Annotated in this window: 22 protein-coding genes and 2 pseudogenes; all 24 read left to right on the top strand. The window is 52.0% G+C overall.

Features of this window, described 5'->3' with window-relative positions:
• Positions 1-109 precede the first annotated feature (109 nt).
• On the top strand, positions 110-367 hold the full coding sequence (locus I2D94_RS16950) for a hypothetical protein (protein WP_195397751.1): 258 nt from the start codon (positions 110-112) through the stop codon (positions 365-367).
• Positions 368-688: 321 nt separating this feature from the next.
• On the top strand, positions 689-883 hold the full coding sequence (locus I2D94_RS16945) for a hypothetical protein (protein WP_195397750.1): 195 nt from the start codon (positions 689-691) through the stop codon (positions 881-883).
• Positions 880-1,332: a hypothetical protein gene (locus I2D94_RS16940; protein ID WP_195397749.1), complete on the top strand. Its 453-nt coding sequence runs from the start codon at positions 880-882 to the stop codon at positions 1,330-1,332. Before I2D94_RS16945 ends, I2D94_RS16940 begins: the two co-directional genes overlap by 4 nt.
• An 81-nt stretch (positions 1,333-1,413) precedes the next feature.
• Entirely contained in the window at positions 1,414-1,944 is a 531-nt protein-coding gene (locus I2D94_RS16935) for a terminase small subunit (RefSeq protein WP_195397748.1), read from the top strand.
• The gene (locus I2D94_RS16930; RefSeq protein WP_195397747.1) at positions 1,919-2,464 is read left to right on the top strand and encodes an HNH endonuclease; all 546 of its coding nucleotides are present in this window, start codon (positions 1,919-1,921) and stop codon (positions 2,462-2,464) included. Before I2D94_RS16935 ends, I2D94_RS16930 begins: the two co-directional genes overlap by 26 nt.
• Positions 2,465-2,599: 135 nt before the next feature.
• Positions 2,600-3,724, top strand: a pseudogene (locus tag I2D94_RS16925) (PBSX family phage terminase large subunit); the annotation flags it as partial.
• 14 nt (positions 3,725-3,738) lie between these two features.
• The gene (locus tag I2D94_RS16920; RefSeq protein WP_195397746.1) at positions 3,739-5,340 is read left to right on the top strand and encodes a phage portal protein; all 1,602 of its coding nucleotides are present in this window, start codon (positions 3,739-3,741) and stop codon (positions 5,338-5,340) included.
• Positions 5,340-7,025: a phage minor capsid protein gene (locus tag I2D94_RS16915; RefSeq protein WP_195397745.1), complete on the top strand. Its 1,686-nt coding sequence runs from the start codon at positions 5,340-5,342 to the stop codon at positions 7,023-7,025. The genes I2D94_RS16920 and I2D94_RS16915 overlap by 1 nt, the downstream gene beginning before the upstream one ends.
• A complete protein-coding gene (locus I2D94_RS16910) occupies positions 6,988-7,224 on the top strand; it encodes a hypothetical protein (RefSeq protein WP_195397744.1) in 237 nt (78 codons plus the stop codon). The genes I2D94_RS16915 and I2D94_RS16910 overlap by 38 nt, the downstream gene beginning before the upstream one ends.
• Positions 7,225-7,422: 198 nt before the next feature.
• Positions 7,423-7,866 (top strand): hypothetical protein, encoded by a 444-nt coding sequence (locus tag I2D94_RS16905; RefSeq protein ID WP_195397743.1) that lies wholly within the window; start codon positions 7,423-7,425, stop codon positions 7,864-7,866.
• A gap of 115 nt (positions 7,867-7,981) precedes the next feature.
• Positions 7,982-8,467, top strand: coding sequence for a hypothetical protein (locus I2D94_RS16900; RefSeq protein WP_195397742.1), 486 nt, complete (start codon positions 7,982-7,984; stop codon positions 8,465-8,467).
• Between the two features lie 291 nt (positions 8,468-8,758).
• On the top strand, positions 8,759-9,667 hold the full coding sequence (locus I2D94_RS16895; protein WP_229056935.1) for a hypothetical protein: 909 nt from the start codon (positions 8,759-8,761) through the stop codon (positions 9,665-9,667).
• Between the two features lie 18 nt (positions 9,668-9,685).
• Complete coding sequence (locus I2D94_RS16890; RefSeq protein ID WP_195397753.1) at positions 9,686-10,120, top strand: hypothetical protein; 435 nt, start codon at positions 9,686-9,688, stop codon at positions 10,118-10,120.
• On the top strand, positions 10,078-10,461 hold the full coding sequence (locus I2D94_RS16885) for a hypothetical protein (protein ID WP_229056934.1): 384 nt from the start codon (positions 10,078-10,080) through the stop codon (positions 10,459-10,461). Before I2D94_RS16890 ends, I2D94_RS16885 begins: the two co-directional genes overlap by 43 nt.
• Positions 10,461-10,832: a minor capsid protein gene (locus I2D94_RS16880; RefSeq protein ID WP_195397740.1), complete on the top strand. Its 372-nt coding sequence runs from the start codon at positions 10,461-10,463 to the stop codon at positions 10,830-10,832. Before I2D94_RS16885 ends, I2D94_RS16880 begins: the two co-directional genes overlap by 1 nt.
• Complete coding sequence (locus I2D94_RS16875) at positions 10,829-11,227, top strand: hypothetical protein (RefSeq protein ID WP_195397739.1); 399 nt, start codon at positions 10,829-10,831, stop codon at positions 11,225-11,227. Before I2D94_RS16880 ends, I2D94_RS16875 begins: the two co-directional genes overlap by 4 nt.
• Positions 11,220-11,960 (top strand): phage tail tube protein, encoded by a 741-nt coding sequence (locus I2D94_RS16870; RefSeq protein ID WP_195397738.1) that lies wholly within the window; start codon positions 11,220-11,222, stop codon positions 11,958-11,960. Before I2D94_RS16875 ends, I2D94_RS16870 begins: the two co-directional genes overlap by 8 nt.
• A gap of 48 nt (positions 11,961-12,008) precedes the next feature.
• Positions 12,009-12,407: a hypothetical protein gene (locus I2D94_RS16865; protein ID WP_195397737.1), complete on the top strand. Its 399-nt coding sequence runs from the start codon at positions 12,009-12,011 to the stop codon at positions 12,405-12,407.
• A complete protein-coding gene (locus tag I2D94_RS16860) occupies positions 12,404-12,994 on the top strand; it encodes a Gp15 family bacteriophage protein (protein ID WP_229056933.1) in 591 nt (196 codons plus the stop codon). The genes I2D94_RS16865 and I2D94_RS16860 overlap by 4 nt, the downstream gene beginning before the upstream one ends.
• 2 nt (positions 12,995-12,996) lie before the next feature.
• On the top strand, positions 12,997-15,036 hold the full coding sequence (locus I2D94_RS16855) for a phage tail tape measure protein (RefSeq protein ID WP_195397735.1): 2,040 nt from the start codon (positions 12,997-12,999) through the stop codon (positions 15,034-15,036).
• Complete coding sequence (locus I2D94_RS16850; protein WP_195397734.1) at positions 15,036-15,692, top strand: hypothetical protein; 657 nt, start codon at positions 15,036-15,038, stop codon at positions 15,690-15,692. Before I2D94_RS16855 ends, I2D94_RS16850 begins: the two co-directional genes overlap by 1 nt.
• Positions 15,693-15,731: 39 nt before the next feature.
• Positions 15,732-17,825, top strand: coding sequence for a phage tail protein (locus tag I2D94_RS16845; RefSeq protein ID WP_195397733.1), 2,094 nt, complete (start codon positions 15,732-15,734; stop codon positions 17,823-17,825).
• Between the two features lie 3 nt (positions 17,826-17,828).
• On the top strand, positions 17,829-18,026 hold the full coding sequence (locus I2D94_RS16840; protein ID WP_195397732.1) for a hypothetical protein: 198 nt from the start codon (positions 17,829-17,831) through the stop codon (positions 18,024-18,026).
• Positions 17,986-19,214 (top strand): annotated as a pseudogene (locus tag I2D94_RS18610) (hypothetical protein); the annotation flags it as partial. The gene I2D94_RS16840 and the pseudogene I2D94_RS18610, both read left to right, overlap by 41 nt.

Below are 19,214 nucleotides of genomic sequence, written 5' to 3'. Positions count from 1 at the left end.
GGCAGCCAGTCTTGGGTATTGGAGGACGAGATGAAAAAGAAACTGAATCTCATCAGCAAAACGACGAACATCCGGAGCCCTAAAAAGGGACGGAGAAAGGAGATAAGCGATGAATGAATATCAGAGAGAGCTTGATATGCTAACTAAAACTGCAGGGTTTACCAGCGACGTTTTGCAAGTGCTGGTAGACAGAGTGACGTCCATGAAGCCCAACGAAGAAACGGCAACCGCTGAATTTATAGACGATTATCCAACAATTGTAACGATATACCGCTGCCCTAAATGTGGCGGAAGAGTACATCCGTTTGATGGAGATTTGGTTTGCAGACATTGTGGGCAAGCGCTGGATTGGAGCGATGGCCAATGATCCCCGCGCTGCTTGCCGTCGTATTTGTTGCGGTTGTGCTATTGATCGACCGGATCGGAGGTGACCGTTGATGGCCGCCTCTGAGCTCCAGGCGGCCATCCTGGCCACCAAACAACAAATAGCCAACACGATGTCGCCGATGCGCAAAAGAGACCTGCAGCGACATCTGGCACGACTCAGGCGCAAGCTGCGAGCAGCTGAATGCGCAGAAATGAATTGTGGCGGCCGGAAACAACGATTCTAGCGGAATTTTTGCGAAAAAGGTAATCTTACTAGGAAAAAGAAAAAACCGCGTGTGAGTGGCTCTGGGAGGTGCAGAGAATGAAGAATATTGAAAAATACATAGAAGGAATTTGTCTTACGATTGCCAACGCTAACGAATGTTATTTCGCAGGTGATTGTTTGGCGTGTGAAATGAACGGAATCTGTTGTGATTCTGATGCACTGCTTAAGTTCATGCTTCAACCGGTTGACGCTACGACGCGCCCGCGCAATGATAAAAGAGAGGGAGAATGATGCAGATAAAAGAACAGCTGGTTTACTTCAAGAGCGAGGCACGAAGTTACATCTATCTACAGCGCTTGAAGGTACAACTTGAAGAAGAAATTGAAGAATTGCGAGGGAAGATCGTTAGCGTGAGTTCCCCGCCGGTTAAAGATGTGGTCCTGGAGAATGCAGCGGATCCATACATGGATAAAAAGTTGCGACTTATTGATGAACGAGATCGAAAGCAGAAGGAGCTTGAATCTACCATCCTGCGCATCACCTGGGTGGATGAGGTATTGGATCGCATGAAAGATGGTCAAAAGCGCAGTTTAATTATTAGTGTTCTGATTCTTGGGGCAGATGCTGAAAAAGCTGCGTATTCTTCAGGCTATTCCCGATCTTCTTTTTACCGTATGATGAACGGAGAAATTTGCAGATCCTTGATTTCTTTGAAAAATGGGACGAATCCCGGGGGTTGACGTGCTATAATGATATCGTAAAAAAATGCGAGGGATGCCTAAAGGGGCGTCCCTTTTTTCGTTCAGGCAAGGAGGCGAGAGATGTCGAAAGCGAAGCGGACCTATTTGGGGCCGAAACCTAAATATACAAGCCCTGACGAGATCACAGGACTTATTGACCAGTACTTCAAAGACTGCGAGGGGACGCCGTTGATCGACGATAACGGGCAGGCCGTCCTTGACAAGTGGGGCAGGCTGGTCATCGTTGGAGCACATCCGCCGACCGTTACAGGGCTGGCGCTGGCGCTGGGGTTTACGTCTCGACAGGCGCTGCTTAATTATCAATACCGGAAAGAGTTTCAAGAAGTCATTACATTAGCCAAGAGCAGAGTGGAAGAGTACACAGAGCGCCGATTATTTGACAAGGAAGGTTTCAATGGGGCGCGGTTCTCCCTGGTCAACAACTATCAAGGCTGGCGCGATCGGCCGCAGACAGATCTCGACAAGCGCGAGCAAGAACTGCGCATCAAGGTGGCCGAGGAAAAGGCAGGCGCAGGCGAACGAGACACCAGCCTATTCGAGTCCATTGTGAAGGCAGCACAAGGAGATGGAGGAAAAGAAAAAAGTGATTGAGAGATGGGAAAAGGTAGACGGATATAACTACTTTGTCAGTGATCGCGGAAGAGTGAAAAACAGCAAAGGAAACATAATGCACACCAGAGGCAGGCGCTACCTCAGTGTAGGGCTGCGAAGAAACGGAGAACCGCAAAAAAGTTTTTTGGTTCATCGACTTGTTGCTGCTGCTTTTGTAAGTGGTAGAACGACAGAAAAAAACCAAGTGAACCATAAAGACGGGAATCGGAAAAACAACAACGCGAACAACCTGGAATGGTGCACGCAATCAGAAAACCAAAAGCACGCGTACAAGATTGGCCTTCAATCAATCAATTATCAGCAACTGATGAAAAACGCCGATACACTCAAAAAGCCTTTTTATCTACTTAACAGAAACAGTGGAGAAAAAAGGCTTTTTTCATGTATTAAAGAAGCCGCGGCGTTTATCGGATGCAACGAAAAAACGGTTAGAAACATAAAGAGCAGGCGCTTTAAGTCGCGGACTGGATGGGAGGTGGTTGGCCCTCATGAAGCTTGAATTCAGCGATAAACAAAGAGCGTTAATCGCTGCACCGTTTGACCGGTGCTTAGAAGTTGAAGAGGGCACTTAACTCCCCGCTCAGGTAAAACGACGGCAGCTGTCGCAAGGGCTGCCCTCTACTACTGGGACACCCCAGATCAAAACCACCTAATCTTGGCCTACAATCAAGAGCAAGCGTTCAAACTGGTTATGGACTGTGATGGTCTGGGGCTGATGGCCATTTTTCCCGGACTCTGGTCCATGCACCATGATGACTACGGAGACCACATGCTGCTGAGAACTCCGAAGGGAGACAAGCGGATCTACTACAAGGGCGGCGGCAAGGCAGACAGTCACAAGAGCTTCACCGGTATGAGTTTCGGCAGTGTGTTCTTCTGTGAAATCAACCTGCTACACATGAACGCCATCCAAGAAGCCTTTAGGCGAACGATGGCGGCCAAGAAGCGCTGGCACATCGCCGACCTGAACCCGCCATCGCCGAACCATCCGGTGATCAGCGAGGTCTTTGAGGTCCAGGACACACGCTGGACGCACTGGACGCCGCAAGACAATCCGGCGCTCACCGACGAGCGCAAGCAAGAGCTGTTCGAGACGCTGAGCAAAAACCGGTACCTGCTGCAGCGCGACTGGTACGGGATGCGGGTTATCCCGGAGGGCGTCATCTACTCTATGTTCGATCCGACCCGCCACATCCTGCAGAGCATTCCGAAGGATGCCAGGATCGCCGAGATGTTTTTCTCAGGTGATGGCGGTCTGACTGACGCCACATCCGTCAGCTGCAACTTGATAGTTCAGCATAATGGTAAATGGAAACTGCTGCGGGTGGCTAATTGGTACTACGACGGAGCCCAGAAGGCCATGAGCGTGCAGGCGCGGGAGCTGGCTGAGGAGTTTGCGCCGTGGTGCCGCAACCAGTTCGGCCTGCGGGAAAGCTGCTGGAAGATCGACCCGGCGTGCAAAGCGCTGAGGAAAGAATTGGAGCTGTTCGGCGTGTTCACCGATCAGGCAGACAACAACGCACGCGACATCCGCGGGACCTCCAAAGGCATTCGGGTAGGCATTGAGTACTTGCAGAGCGCCATATCAGATGGACGTTTTTTTCTTGTAGAGTCCAGCCGATACAGTCATGCCGATTTTCTGCGAGAGATAGGCATGTACTGCGTTGATGAACGAGGAAAACCCGTGGACGCTTACAACCATGCCATGGATGATTGCAGGTACAGTGCGAATTATTTTTATAAGAACTATATCCTGTAAAGAGGGTGAAATTTATGCTTGAAAAGATAAAAAAGAAGGTGAGAAACTGGATGCAGAAAACAGCAGCTGACACAGGCTTGTCAAAGGAATTCAAAGACGTTTTTGAGATCGGTGGCGTACCCGCCTTCAATCAGTTCTATTATTTCGGGATCTTTGTCTGGAAGTACATCTATAAAGGCTACTATAAGCCCTGGCACCGAATCGCTGCGCCGACGATTGCTGAACCGAGGCATGAGCGAGACATTGAGAGGATGGACACCGCAAAGGCTGTCTGCGCTGAACTGGCTGGGTTGATCTGGTCTGAACAGTGTGAGGTTCATGTAACCCAGGGAGACGGAGAGAATCAGCCTCTTAACGAATTTGTTCATGATGTTCTAGCGAAGAACAATTTCTGGCAGAAGATGCAGGAGCACATTGAACAATCGCTGGCATTGGGCGGCGGGGCGATCAAGGTCTGGTATGACGAGAAAAGGGACAGCAACGGCAACCCGGTCCCCAATTCGGGCCAGATTCGGTTAGGGTTCTGCATGGCCGATCAGTTTGTCCCGACTGGATGGGACAACGCCAGAGTTACGGATGGCGTGTTCATCAGCCGCCAAGCAAAGGACGGCTACTACTATACCCGCCTGGAGTGGCATAAGTGGGACGGGCTGACCTACTGGATTACAAATGAGCTGTATCGGACAGAGATCATGGAGAACCAGGGCAATGTGGAACCGCAGGACGTTCTGGGGTTCCGCTATCCGCTGGAACAGATCTATCCGTTTCTGAATGAGGAAACGTCAGTACAGGGCATCAGCGCAAGCCTGTTTGCTTACTACCGCACGGCAGTGGCTAACAACATCGACGACAACAGCCCTTTGGGTGTGTCGATTTATGCCAATGCACTGAGTACGCTGAAGGCGCTGGATATTTGCTACGACTCATTTATTCGAGAATTCAGGCTTGGTAAGAAGCGAATCATCGTTCCGGCGCAGTGCATCCGGACGGTCATCAATCCACAGACCCAAGAGATGGTCAGATATTTTGACGCATCCGACGAGACCTACGAAGCACTGCACACGGACAATTCAGAAGATCTGAAGATCACTGACAATAGCGTCGAGCTGCGGGTCGATGAACACGTCGCAGCGATTAACGCCTTCTTGTCCATCCTCTGCTTGCAGGTCGGATTCAGTGCAGGGACTTTTACCTTTGATCGAGCGCAGGGGCTGAAGACGGCCACAGAAGTTATCAGTGAGAACAGTAAGACTTACAAGACTATCAAGAGCCATCAGTTACAGGTCAAGTTAGCTATCAATCAAGTGGTTGACGCCATCATTGAAGTGGCCGGCCTGTACGGGCTGAGTTGGGAAGGGTATAAGATCCAGAGCCTGGCTGATCAGGGATGGGAGAGCAAGGTTGTATTTGATGATTCGATCTTGCAGGACCGCCAGACCAACATTAACGAGGGGATCACCCTAGTCACCAACGGTCTGATGAGCAAAAAGCGTTTCCTTGTTGACAAGCTGGGCTACACAGAAGATGAAGCCGTGCGGGAACTGAAGGAGATCGGCGACGAGAAGAGCGTCTCCGGCGACTTCTTGGACGTTTTGGAGATGGGCGGGACTGAATAGTGGCTGTCGATCCGAAACTGCTGCAGTTTGCACTGTCTGCGCCGATTGAGAGGGCCTATGCTGAATGTGTTGAGCGGCTGGTTGAGAACATTGCGAAACACCTGGGAAGCGGTAACGCTATCCGCACGGCCGACTGGGAGTTGAATAAGCTGAAGGAGATGGGCAAACTCACAGAAGAGAATGCAAAGATCATCAAGGACGCTTTGAATAGCTTGCCGGTATTGATAAAAAACGCATTGAACGACGCCTCGAAGGCATCGCTGGACGACATTGACAAACTGATCGAAGAAGCGATCGCCAGCGGAGCAATCGAACGAGCGCCGGAAACCTACACGAGGGAGATGCTGGATCAGCTTTCCCAGCAGGCGTTGGATGATGCAAACCTGACCAACACGACCATGCTGGAGAGCTCACAGGCGGCCTATTTGTCGGCGATCAATAACGTCGTGAACTGGGCAGAATATGAGCTGGACTCTGGGCAGGTTGAAGAAGCGATCAACGTCGTTAACGACGCAGCGATGGGCCAAGTCATCGGCAGCGAAACCCGGCAGCAGGTCATGAAAAAAGCGATCACGCAGCTGTCTGAAAAAGGCATCTACGGCTTTGTTGACCGTGCAGGGCGGCACTGGACGCCGGAGGCCTACATGGGCATGGTCGTCCGGACGACGTCCCACAACACGATGATCGAATCAGTGAAAGCTAGACAGAAGGAATATCACAGCGACATTTTCCAGGTCAGCAGTCATTCCGGGGCACGGCCTTTGTGCTATCCGTATCAGGGCAAGTTTTTCACCTGGAGCAGTGAAAGTGGCACCTTCACAGACGGTGACGGCAAGCGGCACAGCTACAAGCCGATCAGCTCGACAAGTTACGGAAAGCCGGCTGGTTTATTCGGAATCAACTGTGGGCATAGACCCCTGCCGGTCATTCCAGGTGTGAGCTTTCCACAGGATAAACAGATTCAAGACAAAGAAGCCAACAACAAGGAGTACGCCGAGCTGCAGAAAATGAGAGCGCTCGAAAGAGACGTCCGAGAAGCCAAGCGGAAGGCTCTGGCTTACAAGGCGGCGGGACTAGATGATGAGTTTGCGGCGCAGAGTAAGAAAGTAAGAGAAGCACAGGCAGTCTATAATCAGTTCGCCAAAGCTGCTGGGCGCAAAAAGAGACTTGATAGGACGCAGGTGGAAGGCTATACTAAAGATGTGATAGCACAGGCAGCTCGCATAAAAAAGCAGAGTGATGATGCTCTGAAGGCAATTAGCGGAGCGCGAATAGTTGATATCGACAGTAAAGAAGCACAGCAACATGCGGAGCGTTATTATGGGCTTGTGAGAAGTATGAAAACGGATGTGGCTAAGGTTGCAAAAACCACTGGGAACACGCAGAAACAGATACGGGCAATAAAGCAGTATTTGTTTTTTGACGAGCATGATCTGGGTGGCGAAAAAGCTGAAAGGTTCGCACCTGACTGTGCGATAGCGCAGTCGTGGCAACGACTGACGGAAGGTAAACCAGAGCCACATGATTTGACCTTGATCAAGCATGAAATCATGGAAAAAGAATTGATGGATCAGGGGATGAGTCAACGAGAGGCTCATATCGTGACAAGCCGTAAATATAGTTATGAAAAGGAGGCGGATGCGTACTATGGTAACCTTAAAGCAAATAAAGATAAGCGAAAGTGAAGCGTCCGCTTATTATTACCCGGAGGATTCGACCGATCCTGGTTTTTTGGTTATTGATCTTTTAACCGAAGAAGTGAAACACATTGATAGAGCGCCAGGCTATGAGTATGGGATGTCTGCAAGTCATGCACGGCGCGAGTTGGTACGTATGGCAAAAGCTGGAGATAAACGTACTGAGCGTGTGGTCATGTGGTATTGATTGAAAATTTAAATTGAAGAGTAAGCCACCTGCAATAGGCGGCTTTTTTGCGCTTGAAAGGAGGACTAATTTTGAGCTGTCAACATGAATTTATAGGAACCCGCGAAGGCGTGCGCTGCGAAAAGTGCGGCCTTTTTTTTACGCCTGAAGAGTACACAAATCTCCAGGTAAGACGGGAGAAAGGAGGAAGAAAAGAGGGTGAACGAGTTTCAACGGATGCTGGCCTTCCTGAAGGTCCTGCAGTGCAATCTGGCCGTTCTTCATCACGGCGTAAGCGGTGAGGGATGGTTCGAGGTTCACGGGTACCTGGATGATGTACAGGAGAAGCTGGCTGAGCTCACCGACGACCTGATCGAGGCTGGGATCGCGCTGGGGTTTACTGAACCAACCATCGCGGACGCTATTCTGCTGTTTCAGCGCGATGTTTTGCCTGCTGTGAAGCGAGAAAGAAAAGAAACCTATTCCATTACCCGCGAAGCCTTCCGCAGCACTGCGGGGCTGATGCAGAGCGCAGAGGGCATCGTCCCGGCAAGCGTGGCCAACAGGCTGCAAGAGTGCGAGTACTGGCTGAACAAGGAAGCCGACTACAAGCTGGCTGGTGCGCTGGGCAGCGGCGGCGAAAGACACGATGACGACGATTAGGAGGTGATCCGCATCTCCCGCCGCAGGGTTAAGCGGCAACGCGTCCAGCGGATGGACGGTAAAGGCCCGTGTCGCCCCACGTCTGGGGGCGGTAAAGAAAGGACGGAAAAAAGAAATGGCACTTTTTAAACGAAAGGATCTGGAAGGCAAGGGACTGACTGCCGATCAGATCGACTACATCATGACAGAATCTGGCCGGGCACTGGCGGCTGACTATATCCCACGTTCATCACTGCAGGATGAGGTGGACAAGGCACTGAAGGACCACAAGCCAGACGTTGATCTGTCAACTAATGAAGAGTACCTGAAGGTAGTCGGCGAACGCGACATGCTGCGCGCGCTGGGTTCCGAAGACTATGCCGGCGTCAAGCCGAAGTTCCGCGAAGCTGTTTACAAGCTGATTAATCGCGATGAAAAAGCGGAACCCGTTAAAGAACAGATGGCGAAGATTGCTAAGGACTACGAAGAGTACTTCGTCCCGGAGGAAGATCCGGGAAAAGTCGCGCCGAGGTTCGGCGCAGACGTCGCAGGCGGCATGCCGAAGGGCACGCAGAAGAACACCTTCGAGAGCGTCTGGGGCTTTGGCAAGAAAGGAGACTAAGAAATGTCTGAATCTAATCAACAGACTTTGAATTACACTACAGAATATAGCAAAGCCATGGCCAATGCGTATCCGTATTGGTCTTATTTTTCGGATCTGTACGGATCCCCGAATAGTGCAACCTACAAGCCGCTGGGGGGCAAGGCCATTGCGGTGCAGGGAATGACCGTGTCTGGCGCACGTTCCGTTGATCGTGACAATCTTGACGGCAAATTTACCCGCAATTTCAACACAGATCAGCAGATCCTGAAGATGCGGATGGATCGCGAATGGGACACTTTGGTGGATCCGATGGATATGAGAGAGGATGCGATCGTTACGATTGCGAACATTACGCAGACCTTCAATCAGTTTCAAAAAATGCCTGAACAGGATGCTTATGCGGTTGCTCAACTCTACGAAGCAGCCTCCAGCTTTGGTACGGTGGACAATACTTCTATGACCAAAGATAACATTTTAGAAACTTGGGATACCTATCTGGCCTACATGGTTGACAATCGCGTACCGCGAGATCGAATCCGCGTAAAAATGACACCGAGTACCTACAAGCTGCTGAAAGAGGCCGCCGGTATCACTCGTTTTGTTGAAGCGGACACGGGGATCCGGAATATTGACCGCAATGTTGGCAAGCTGGATGGTGTTCTGATCGCTGAGGTTCCGAGTGACATCATGATGAGCACCTATGACTTCACGCAGGGCTGGGTCGCTGCGTCTGGTGCGAGTCAGGTCAATATGGTTATGTACGACCCGCTGGCCATCGCTGCGCCGGTTGTCTATGATGTGTCGATGATGAGCGCCCCGACAGCGCAGAGCAAGGGCAAGTGGCTTTATTACGAACGCTACTACTATGATGTTTTTGTCCTGAACAACCGCAAAACTGGCATTCTGGCTAACCTGGCGGCGCTTCCGTCGTTGGGTTCTGTTCAGTTCTCCACTTCGGCCGGATCGTCCTCGACACTGACCGTGATCAACGGCCTGCCGGCTGCGCCGTTTGGTATGCAGTATGTGGCTAAGAGCCAGGCGGCTGCTACACCGCTGCCGGCTTATGGAGAAAGTTTGACGTCAGGCTGGACACCGATTCAGAACGGATCGGCAATCACCACAGCTGATTCCCAATACATCGTCGTCGCTCTTGTCAATAAAACGAAAAACAACGCAGCAGTCGCTGCGTCGGCTGTTGCTGCCGTCGTTGGTTCCTAGTGGGAGGAGGTGAGCCGAATGGCTTACATCACCCTCGAAGAATACGCCGAACTGTATGGCCAGCCAACCATCAGTGAAGCGGACTTCCCAGTCTATGCCAGTCAGGCGAGCGATCTGATCGATTCAATCACGCAGTACAGGATCATCCAAGCGGGAGGGCTTAACGTCTTCCCGCCGCTGGTCCAGCAGCTGGTCGCAAAGGCAACCGCTGCACAAGTCCTTTACTTCATCCAGAACGGAGGGATCGAGACTGTCCTGAGCGGTCAGACTGGCGCCGGTTATACAGTGGGGAAAGTCCACATTGACGGCGCGGGAGCCTCGGGCGGGGCTCAGACGGCGGCCCAGATGATGATCAGCCCGTTGGCCGTTACCTTCCTTGAACAGACAGGACTGATGGAAAGGAGGATCCGATGCTTAGACCCTTACCAGCCGCCTTACTACGGGACTTGGTGACGATTAAGGTCTGCACTGGCGTTGACGCCTGGCAGAAGGCAACGTGGCAGGAGTACACCGTCAGCCGTGTCCACCTTCAAAACACAAATGAGGTGAAAAAAAGTAAGGATAACACCGAAATCGTCCTAAGATCTATCCTGTTCATCGATAACACCCGATCAACGCCGGTGCTGGACTATGACAGCTTAGCGGATCAGAGTCTGACTGCTGGCCGTCCTATGCGGGCGATCGTTCAGAATGCCTCCGGCCAGACGGTCGGGGAGTTCGAAGTGCTGACCGTAGACCCAGTGCCGGACATTCCAGCAACCCGGGTTCACCACATCGAGCTGGGGCTGGTCTGATGATGAAGATCAAGACGAACACGGCCGCCTGGAAGCGTTTCATTGATCGCGCCGCAGACTTTTCCGCAGCCGCTGTGGCCGAACAAATGATGACCGATTGCTCAGACCTCATCCCGGACGACGGAGAGCACCTTCTGGTTAAATCTGGAAGGGTTGAAGCGCCGGAGAAAGGGAGCCGCGATCTTGTCTGGCGTAAAGTCTACGCCGGGTATCAGTACTTCGGCATCCGAGCCGACGGGACTCATAAGGTCCGCAACTACACCACCCCAGGTACCGGGAAGCTATGGGTTGAAGTAGCGCAGGCGGTGAACGGGAAAAACTGGGAAAAGGCAGCCCAGAATGCCTTTGCGCAAAGGATGAAAGAACAATGATTAATGAAGTCATGAATGTCGTTCGGACAATGGTTCAGCAGCTGGTCAGCATGCCAGTCGTGGTCGGATCAATGCCGCCAGAGGAAGGCTACGCGGTAGGCTATGCAGGAGGCGCACCGATCGAGACATTTCGGACACTGAATGCCAACTACACGCTGCCAATCGTGTTTAACGGGAAAAGCGCTGACCAGCAGAAGCTGGTGGAAGAGATGGACCGAGTTCACCTGGTCCTAACCACTTCCAAGGTACTCCCATTTTCGGACGACTGGCAGATATACTCAATAACAACCTCAGCAGCTCCGCAGTTGCTGGGAAGAGAAGAAAACCGGAATTGGATTTATGGATCCAGCCTCCGGGTGCTTTTTTACATGAGAGGAGTGAAAACAAATGCCTGATAACTTTGCACAGGTCGCGCATGCGATCCAGGCAGAACTTGACATCACGCCGAACGGCGAAAGCCGCACGTGGGCTACGTTTGGCGAAGGAGTCGAAAACATCGCCGAGGCGCTGAACGAAGTTGTACAGCAATACTTTTTCTTTGCTCAGAAGGGCTACGCAACTAACTACGTCACCGGGCAAGCACCGGCATATACTTGTACTGGTCGTCGGATCATCGGCGACCCAGCTCAGGACTGGATTTTCAACGGAGCCCGCAAATTTGGGCTGATGGCTGAACGAAATACTAACTTTAGACTGTCACAGGGACAGGCAGATGGAACGATTCAGCAGATCACCTGTCCTGTTACGATCGCAAATGTCACAGACATCGGCGGCGCAACTACTGACATCTCTCCGATTTCTTTTGAAGTGCGATTCAATGGAAAGCCAACTCTGTCTACCGTCACGCCAGTAACGACGCTGACTGTTCAGAGTGTTGCAGGTACTGCGACTGGTGATACTGCGCTGAGCGTTACGCCTGCGGAAGCGTCCGCGGGCTGTAAATACGTTTGGTCTTACGGCAAAATAGCGCCAGAAGCCACCGTTGGCCAGGTGCTGACCGGCTGGAACGATTTTGTGCCTGGAGACTATACAATCCCATCCGGTGACAATGTCGTCGTGGCTATGGTTAATACAGCGACGAGCGTCGTTGTTGCTACTGGAAAGACTACAGTCACAACAAAAGAATAATTGAGCCCCGGTTGGGGCTCTTTTTTTGAATTGAAGGAGGTACGACTTATGTATGAGGTAAAAAAGACAGAAACCATCAAGGAGCAAGCGAGGTTTACAGACAGCCAGGGAAACGAGTTGGTCATCAACGTGATCATCAACCCAATGGTGATTGCCAGAAAGGCATCCGTCGAACTGGTAGAAGTCAGAGACCTGCAGAAAAAGGCGAAAATGAGTCCAAATGACGTCCGGTTGGCCGAAGAACTGGGGGACGCGACTCTGAGAATGTTGGAAACCGTTCTGGGCGTAAACAACACCCAGAGCCTGATGCACTTTTATGAGGAAGACATGCTGGCAATGGTGATGGACGTCATGCCGTTTATCCTTGAAGTTCTGTACCCGAAGATCTTGGCTAGCAGCAAGGAAGCCGCAAAAAGGACGCGTCGCCGCCACTTCTTTAACCGATGAGGGACCTATACTCCGACTACCTCCACGAGGTTGAGGTGGGCGGCCGTAGGGTGAAGGTCTGGCCTTCGTTCGACGTGGTGATCCAGATCATCGATCTGCAGAGAAACAAGGCGATCACGATTGAGGACTACGTGTTCACGGCGGCAGAATTGCTAACCGGTAAACGTTATCCGCTGCGTGTGTCGGCGGCGATCGTCACGGAAACGATGGAGAAATTGGGCAGCTCAGAAAAGAGGGTGCAGGATGCCTTTTTCAGCTTTACGCAAGACGCCTTTCTCATTTACGCAGCCTTCCGGCAGGCATACGGGATAGACCTGCACGCAGAGCGTGGAAAGATGCACTTCACCGAGTTTGTGGCACTGTTCTCAGCACTACCGGAGGACACACGCCTGAGCAAGGTCATGAGCGTCCGAGCTCAGCCGATCCCGGCTATGAATAAGAACAACGCCAAACAGGTCCAGCAACTGATCCGCATGAAGACCCTATGGCGGCTCAAACCGGAGGAAGGAGATGAGGAAGAGAGCATGCAGAACGGCCTGCAGAAGATCTTCCGTACTCTTCAATCCATGGCAAAAGGAGGTGGTTAATTTTGCCAAGCAACGAAGTGGGTGAGGTCGTCTATAAGGCAACTATAGATACAGATGGCCTAACCCAAGACATCAAAGAAGCAGAAAAAGATATAAAAAAGACCGATCTGGGAGATACTCTTTCGGATCAGGCCCAGAAGGCCGCAGACGACGTCGAGCAGTCCACAAATGAGATGGGCGAATCGTTCAAAGGTGCTGGCGATAAGTCCGGAGCCATGCAGGTGGCTATCGGCAACGCTATGGCCGCCGCCGCTGATGCGGTGATCGATCTGGGGGCCAAGGTCATTGACGTAGCGGCCGACTACTCCACCGCCGTCGGTCAGATGCAGGCCGCAACCGGCGTGAGTACAGAGGAAATGGGCAAGTACGAGGAAGCTCTGAAAAGTGTCTATGCGGCCGGCTATGGGGAATCGTTCGAGGACGTGGCCAACTCCATTGCTAAGGTCACACAGAATCTCGGCGACATGGACCAGTCCGCCCTCGAAAAGGTCACGGAGGACGCCTACGCCCTGGCTGATGTCTTCGGCTACGACATCGCCGAAAGTACCAGATCCGCGAAGGCGATGATGGACAACTTCGGAATTGACTCTGAAAAAGCCTTCAACCTGATAGCCACAGGCGCACAGAATGGTCTGGACTACTCAGGCGAGCTACTTGACAATATTAGCGAATATTCTGTTCAGTTTAGCAAGGTAGGTCTAGGCGCGGAGGAGATGTTCGCGATCTTCCAGGCAGGCGCTGACTCTGGTGCATTTAACCTGGATAAGATCGGCGACGCCGTCAAAGAGCTGGCCATTCGAGTGGTTGACGGTTCAGATTCAACGAAAGAAGGATTCCAGCTATTGGGGCTGGACGCCGATGCGATGGCCGCCAAGTTCGCGGCCGGAGGTGATACGGCAAAGCAGGCCTTCCAGGAAACCATGGCGGCCTTGAACAAACTTCAGGATCCGTTGACCAAAAATCAGGCCGGTGTTGACCTGTTTGGGACCATGTGGGAGGATTTGGGCGACGAAGCAGTCCAGGCGTTGGGCGATATTGAGGACAGCGCTTACGAGACTGCTGATGGTATGGAACAGATTCAAGACGTCCGCTACGACGACCTAGGATCGATGCTGGAAACACTTTCCCGACAGTTTGAGCTGCTGGCGATTCCTCTTGGTGAAGCGTTCATTCCGCTTATCTCTGAGCTGGCCGAGGGCGTCCTGCCGATCTTGGAGGCGGTGCTGGAGCCTATCGTTTCTATCGTTGCGTCCCTGGCGGAGCCAATCGGTGCGATCCTTGCGGCACTGACGCCGCTGATTATCATGATCGCTGAAACGCTGACGCCAGTTATCACGATGTTGGGCGAGACGATCGCCACTATCTTCGGGGCAGCGGCTCAGGTCATCGGCGAGACTATCGGCGTTATCCTCACTTACATGCAGCCGGTCGTCGACTTTTTAACGCAGGTGCTCATGCCAGTCTGGCAAACGACATTCGACGCGGTTGGGCAAGTGTTCCAAACAGCAGCCACCCTGATCGGCGGGATCGCCGAGAACTTAAAGACCATCTTTGGCGGGATCATCGATTTCATTGCTGGAGTGTTTACAGGAGACTGGGATCGCGCTTGGAATGGGATCAAAGACATCTTCCGTGGGATCATCAATCAGGTTCCGACGATCCTCGAATCCGTCATTAATGGAGCCATTGACCTGATCAACGGTATGATCAATGGGGTCAACTCACTGACCGGAAAGATCGGCATCCCAGCGATCCCGAACATCGGCCATGTGACCTTGCCGCGCTTAAAGGGTGGTATCGATTACGTCCCTGGCGACTTCTTCCCAGCCTTTTTGGATAAGGGCGAGATGGTCCTGACGGCTGAGGAAGCACAGAAGGTACGAGGCATCGGCGGCGTCGCTGCACTGGACTCCACCAGCTACGGAGGAGGGCCGCAGCGGCCGATTCAGATCAACGTCCCGCTATCGATGGATGGTCGGGAGGTAGCAAGAGCCACTGCATGGTGGATGGGCGAGCAGTTGCCCTGGGAGGATATGAACTGATGAAGATAAACGAACAAGATGTGGCCATCTTCGGGGCTCATTTAACGATGGACTACACGGTCGGCGGCTACGAGGTCGATTCTTCGGCGTTCATGGGCCGGAAGCGGTCAACCTTCGTTCTGCTGAACCACACAACAGGATTCAAAGAGATCGTCGTCCCGATCGTCTTCGATAAAAAGCCGGTAACGGTCAACAAGGACCGATTCGAGGCCTTGGCTTTCTCTGGAAAGGTGGAACTGGAGATGGACGACGGGCAATTGTTCACTGCTTATCTTTCCGAGATTGGCGAGACCACCTACATTCACCCGGACCTGATCGAGAGCGAATATGTCTTCATCGGTGTCCGACACGGTCGCAAGAGGACAGTTCACGCAAACACCCTTTTCTGTGAGAGTACTCTGCCTTGGACAGACTGCATCCTGACGGTCACGGTCGGCAAAACGGGAAAAAACTATCAGATCGGGCCGGTGGTCTTTCCGAGCGTCACATCCGGGCAGGTGCTGGTTGTGGATGGTATCAACAAGCGGATCCTTGCCAACGGTGCACCCGCTGCGGAGCTGGCAGAATGGACGGTCTTGCCATCCCTTTCCCCGGGGCTCAATGCGATTGACTGCGCCGATCCGCTCACGGTGGAGTACTACCCGGCCTACTTTTAACGAACAAATGAGCGAAGAAAAAAGAAGGAGGTGGCCGAGTTGCTGCGACTTGGCAGTCTGATATTAAACACGGATGACTTTTACATCAAAGAGATGGCCAGTGGGGTGGATGAGCTGGTCTTCAACCTGTCTATCTACGACGAGAACTACAGCGCCGTCGTCGAAGAAGCGGTGGTCTTCTATGAACAGCCGTACCTGATCAAGGCGATTGACGCTGGCAAGGACACGGCTAAGGTCAAGTGTCAGTTGGACCTGGACGAGCTGAAGGCCACCATGCTGATCAACTACAGTAACGGCAGCGCGACGCTGACAGAGACCGTCGACGGCGTTCTGCCTGCCAACTGGCAGTTTGTCGACTCCAGCCTGAGTACGATCCGACGCACTATCGAGGGCAACTACACGCCGCTGGAGGTCATCACGGAGGCTGCCAACGTGTTCGGGGTTGTCTTCCGATACGACGTCAAAAGGAAACGGGTCACAGCCTACCGGCTCAGCCAGTTCCAGTCCCTGGGGGCATTTGCTACCAGGGACCTGAACATGACGGAGGTCAACTACAAGGGCAAGAGCTCGGGTTTCTATACGCGTTTGTATGCCTATGGCAAGGATGGCATGACCTTCGCAGATATTAACGACGGAAAGCCCTATGTGGACTGTAACACCTACACCGACAAGATCATCTGCGCGTACTGGAGCGATGATCGCTATACTGACCCGGCGAGTCTGCTGGAGGACGCACAGACGTCTGTAAACGAGGCTGGCGTGCCTTCCCGGTCGTATGAATGTACCGTTTACGATCTGGCGGCCACCAATCCGGAACTGTACGGATTTCAGGACTTTAGTCTGTTTTCTGTCATTCGGCTGATCGACGATGTAAAGGGAATCAGCGTCCTTTATCAGGTTGTAGAGTACTGGCGGTATCCTTTCTACCCTGAAAAGAACATGGTTACTCTGTCGGCGACCGCACCGAAGATCCAGAATCAAGTCCAGTCGATCAGAAACGAGATCAAAAATCCAAACAGTGCTTTCTGGGCAACGATGAACAATGCCATCAACAATGCCACGGGCTGGATCGCAGGCACAAATGGCGGATACGTCATCCTTCACCAAAACGCCGCCGGACAGCCTTATGAGCTGCTAATCATGGACACCCCGGATATGTCCACAGCCACCAAGGTCTGGCGCTGGAACCAGGGCGGCCTGGGGTACAGTTCAAACGGCTATAACGGACCATACCAGACAGCCATCACGCAGGATGGCAGCATCGTGGCCGATTTCATTACCACCGGCACCATGCAGGCCAATGTCATCAAGGGCGGTACCCTGACATTGGGCGGCGTCCGAAATGGCGACGGCGTCTGCCACGTGTACGATGCAGAGGGCAACCTGGTCATTCAGATGGACAATGAAGGCCTTCAGGCCTACGACGCGCAGATCATCGGCCCGTCCATCGTGTTCGGTGATCCCGACGGAACACATGTACTTGCCGATACTACGCCAGACAATGCCGGGATTCAGTTCACAGGATCGGGAAAGATCAACTTTAATACATCCGGAGAGTTTAGAGCAGAAAATCGCGGAGCGTCAAATACACTCGCAAATCAAATATTAATGTATCGCAGTGCGAATAATTCGCTGTTTTATTTGACGAATAGATCAACGAAGGATCAAGATGCTAATGCGATCGACATGATTTCCCAGGGCGATTGGAACGCGATCCGTTTAGACAACAAAGACGACGGAAAAGAGGTCAATTCGATCCAACTTTCAACAGCAGGATCAAAAAGTGATATAAATTTATGGAACTATGTACCAGGAACAAAAAATGCAGCTAATTCTTTTGTAATGGGATGTGATGGCGGAAATACATTCTTAAACATTACAAATTATGATTCTAACGGCAATCAAAAATGCGGAATTTATTTCAAAGAAAATGGAACGTTTACGATCAGTTCCAATACAGGCGGCACATCGCAGGTATATACGGACACTGGTGGGAATCTGACTGTTTTCGGGAATAATTCGTTGAACTTAGTTAGTCAGAATTACTATGTTGTCATCCATTCTGGCGGTGTTGCCAGACGCTGCGTTTGGAAGTCGATTAATGGTGAAATGGTCTTGTGTGGGGAGGTTTAAACGATGACTGAATTGAAGCAAAGAATCGAAAAGCTAAAGTTTGATATTGTGAAAGCGATCAATGACAGTGGTCTTACGTTGGAGGTTTGTGAGCTTGTTCTTGATACCGTTCACATCCAGCTGCAGAACCAAGTCGAAAAAATGAAGGAGGAGAAAAAAGATGAAACTCGGAACGATTACCCAGCAGGGCCTGACGCTTAGCAGCGATATCGGGATTCTTCCGGCGCAGCATTCTGCGAATATTCAACTGGGTGTTCAGAAGGACGGCAGCTACACCGACTATTCAGTTACGGCACAGCTTGGGTATCCGACATCGACTGGGGACTATCTCAATGCCAGCGTCGCAGTGCTTGAGGGCGTCCTGACCATCCCTTCTGAGTGCTTCAAGCAGGACGGGATCATAGTTATCAGCTTAGCGCTGACCAACGGGACAGAGCTAATCGTGACCCATCCGCTGCATCTGACTATCGTCGGTGCGCCGGGCTCGTCTGTAACACTTCCGCCAGAAGATATCTGGCAGCAGCAAGTCTCTGCTTTTGTACAGTCTTACCTGTCTGCCGAGGGGATCACAATCTCAGCAACAGCCGTGACCGGCGAGCCAGGAACAGAGGCCAAGGTCGAAAACACAGGAACCGGCACGAACCCGGTGTTTAAGTTTACCATCCCGCGTGGAAATGTTGGCCCGATTGGTCCGCAAGGTCCGAAGGGAGACACGGGTGCAACTGGCCCACAAGGCTTAACCGGGCCGCAAGGCCCAAAGGGTGACACAGGTGAAGCCGGCCCGCAAGGCCCAGCTGGCCCATCCGGTGCAGGAGTGCCGCCGGGAGGCGAAATAGGGCAGATCATCGTCAGCACTGGAAATGGTGGAGCGGAGTGGCGGGACATGCCAGAAACAGAAGTCACGATCAACCCGAACGGTGGTTTACAAAATACAGACGCTGGATTAGGGATTAAACCCGCGGAAACGGCGAGTGGAAGTTCTGGATTAACCTTATCTACTAATGGCGTTCATGTCAAATTTGCAACCAATAACGGGCGGGGTGGAATTATCGGTACTTCCAAAACCGCAGAACAGACCGAAGCCGTAGGAATCGGAAAGGATGGGAAGCTTTATACCAAATTTATTGGTTATCAATTTGAATCCATCGATCCGCGCGGCGGAATTATTAATGAGCAAGACAACGCAGGATTAAGAATTAAATTGAATCGAGACCAGGTTGGAGGCGCAGGATTAGAAGTAGATGAGAATGGTTTGTATCTTAAACAAGCAACCGATTCTTTTTTGGGTGGCGTTCGCGTTGATTTGGCCTTATCTGAAACAAGTGCGAATCCGGTGCAGAACAAAGCAATCACCGCAGCTATCGGTGACATAAGCACGGCGCTTGCTGC

Origin of the sequence: Holdemania sp. 1001302B_160321_E10 (assembly GCF_015552275.1) — a bacterium.
Classification (GTDB): Bacteria; Bacillota_I; Bacilli_A; order Erysipelotrichales; family Erysipelotrichaceae; genus Holdemania.
Note: the sequence above shows the minus strand (reverse complement) of the source record. Positions and strands in the feature narration are given on the sequence as shown.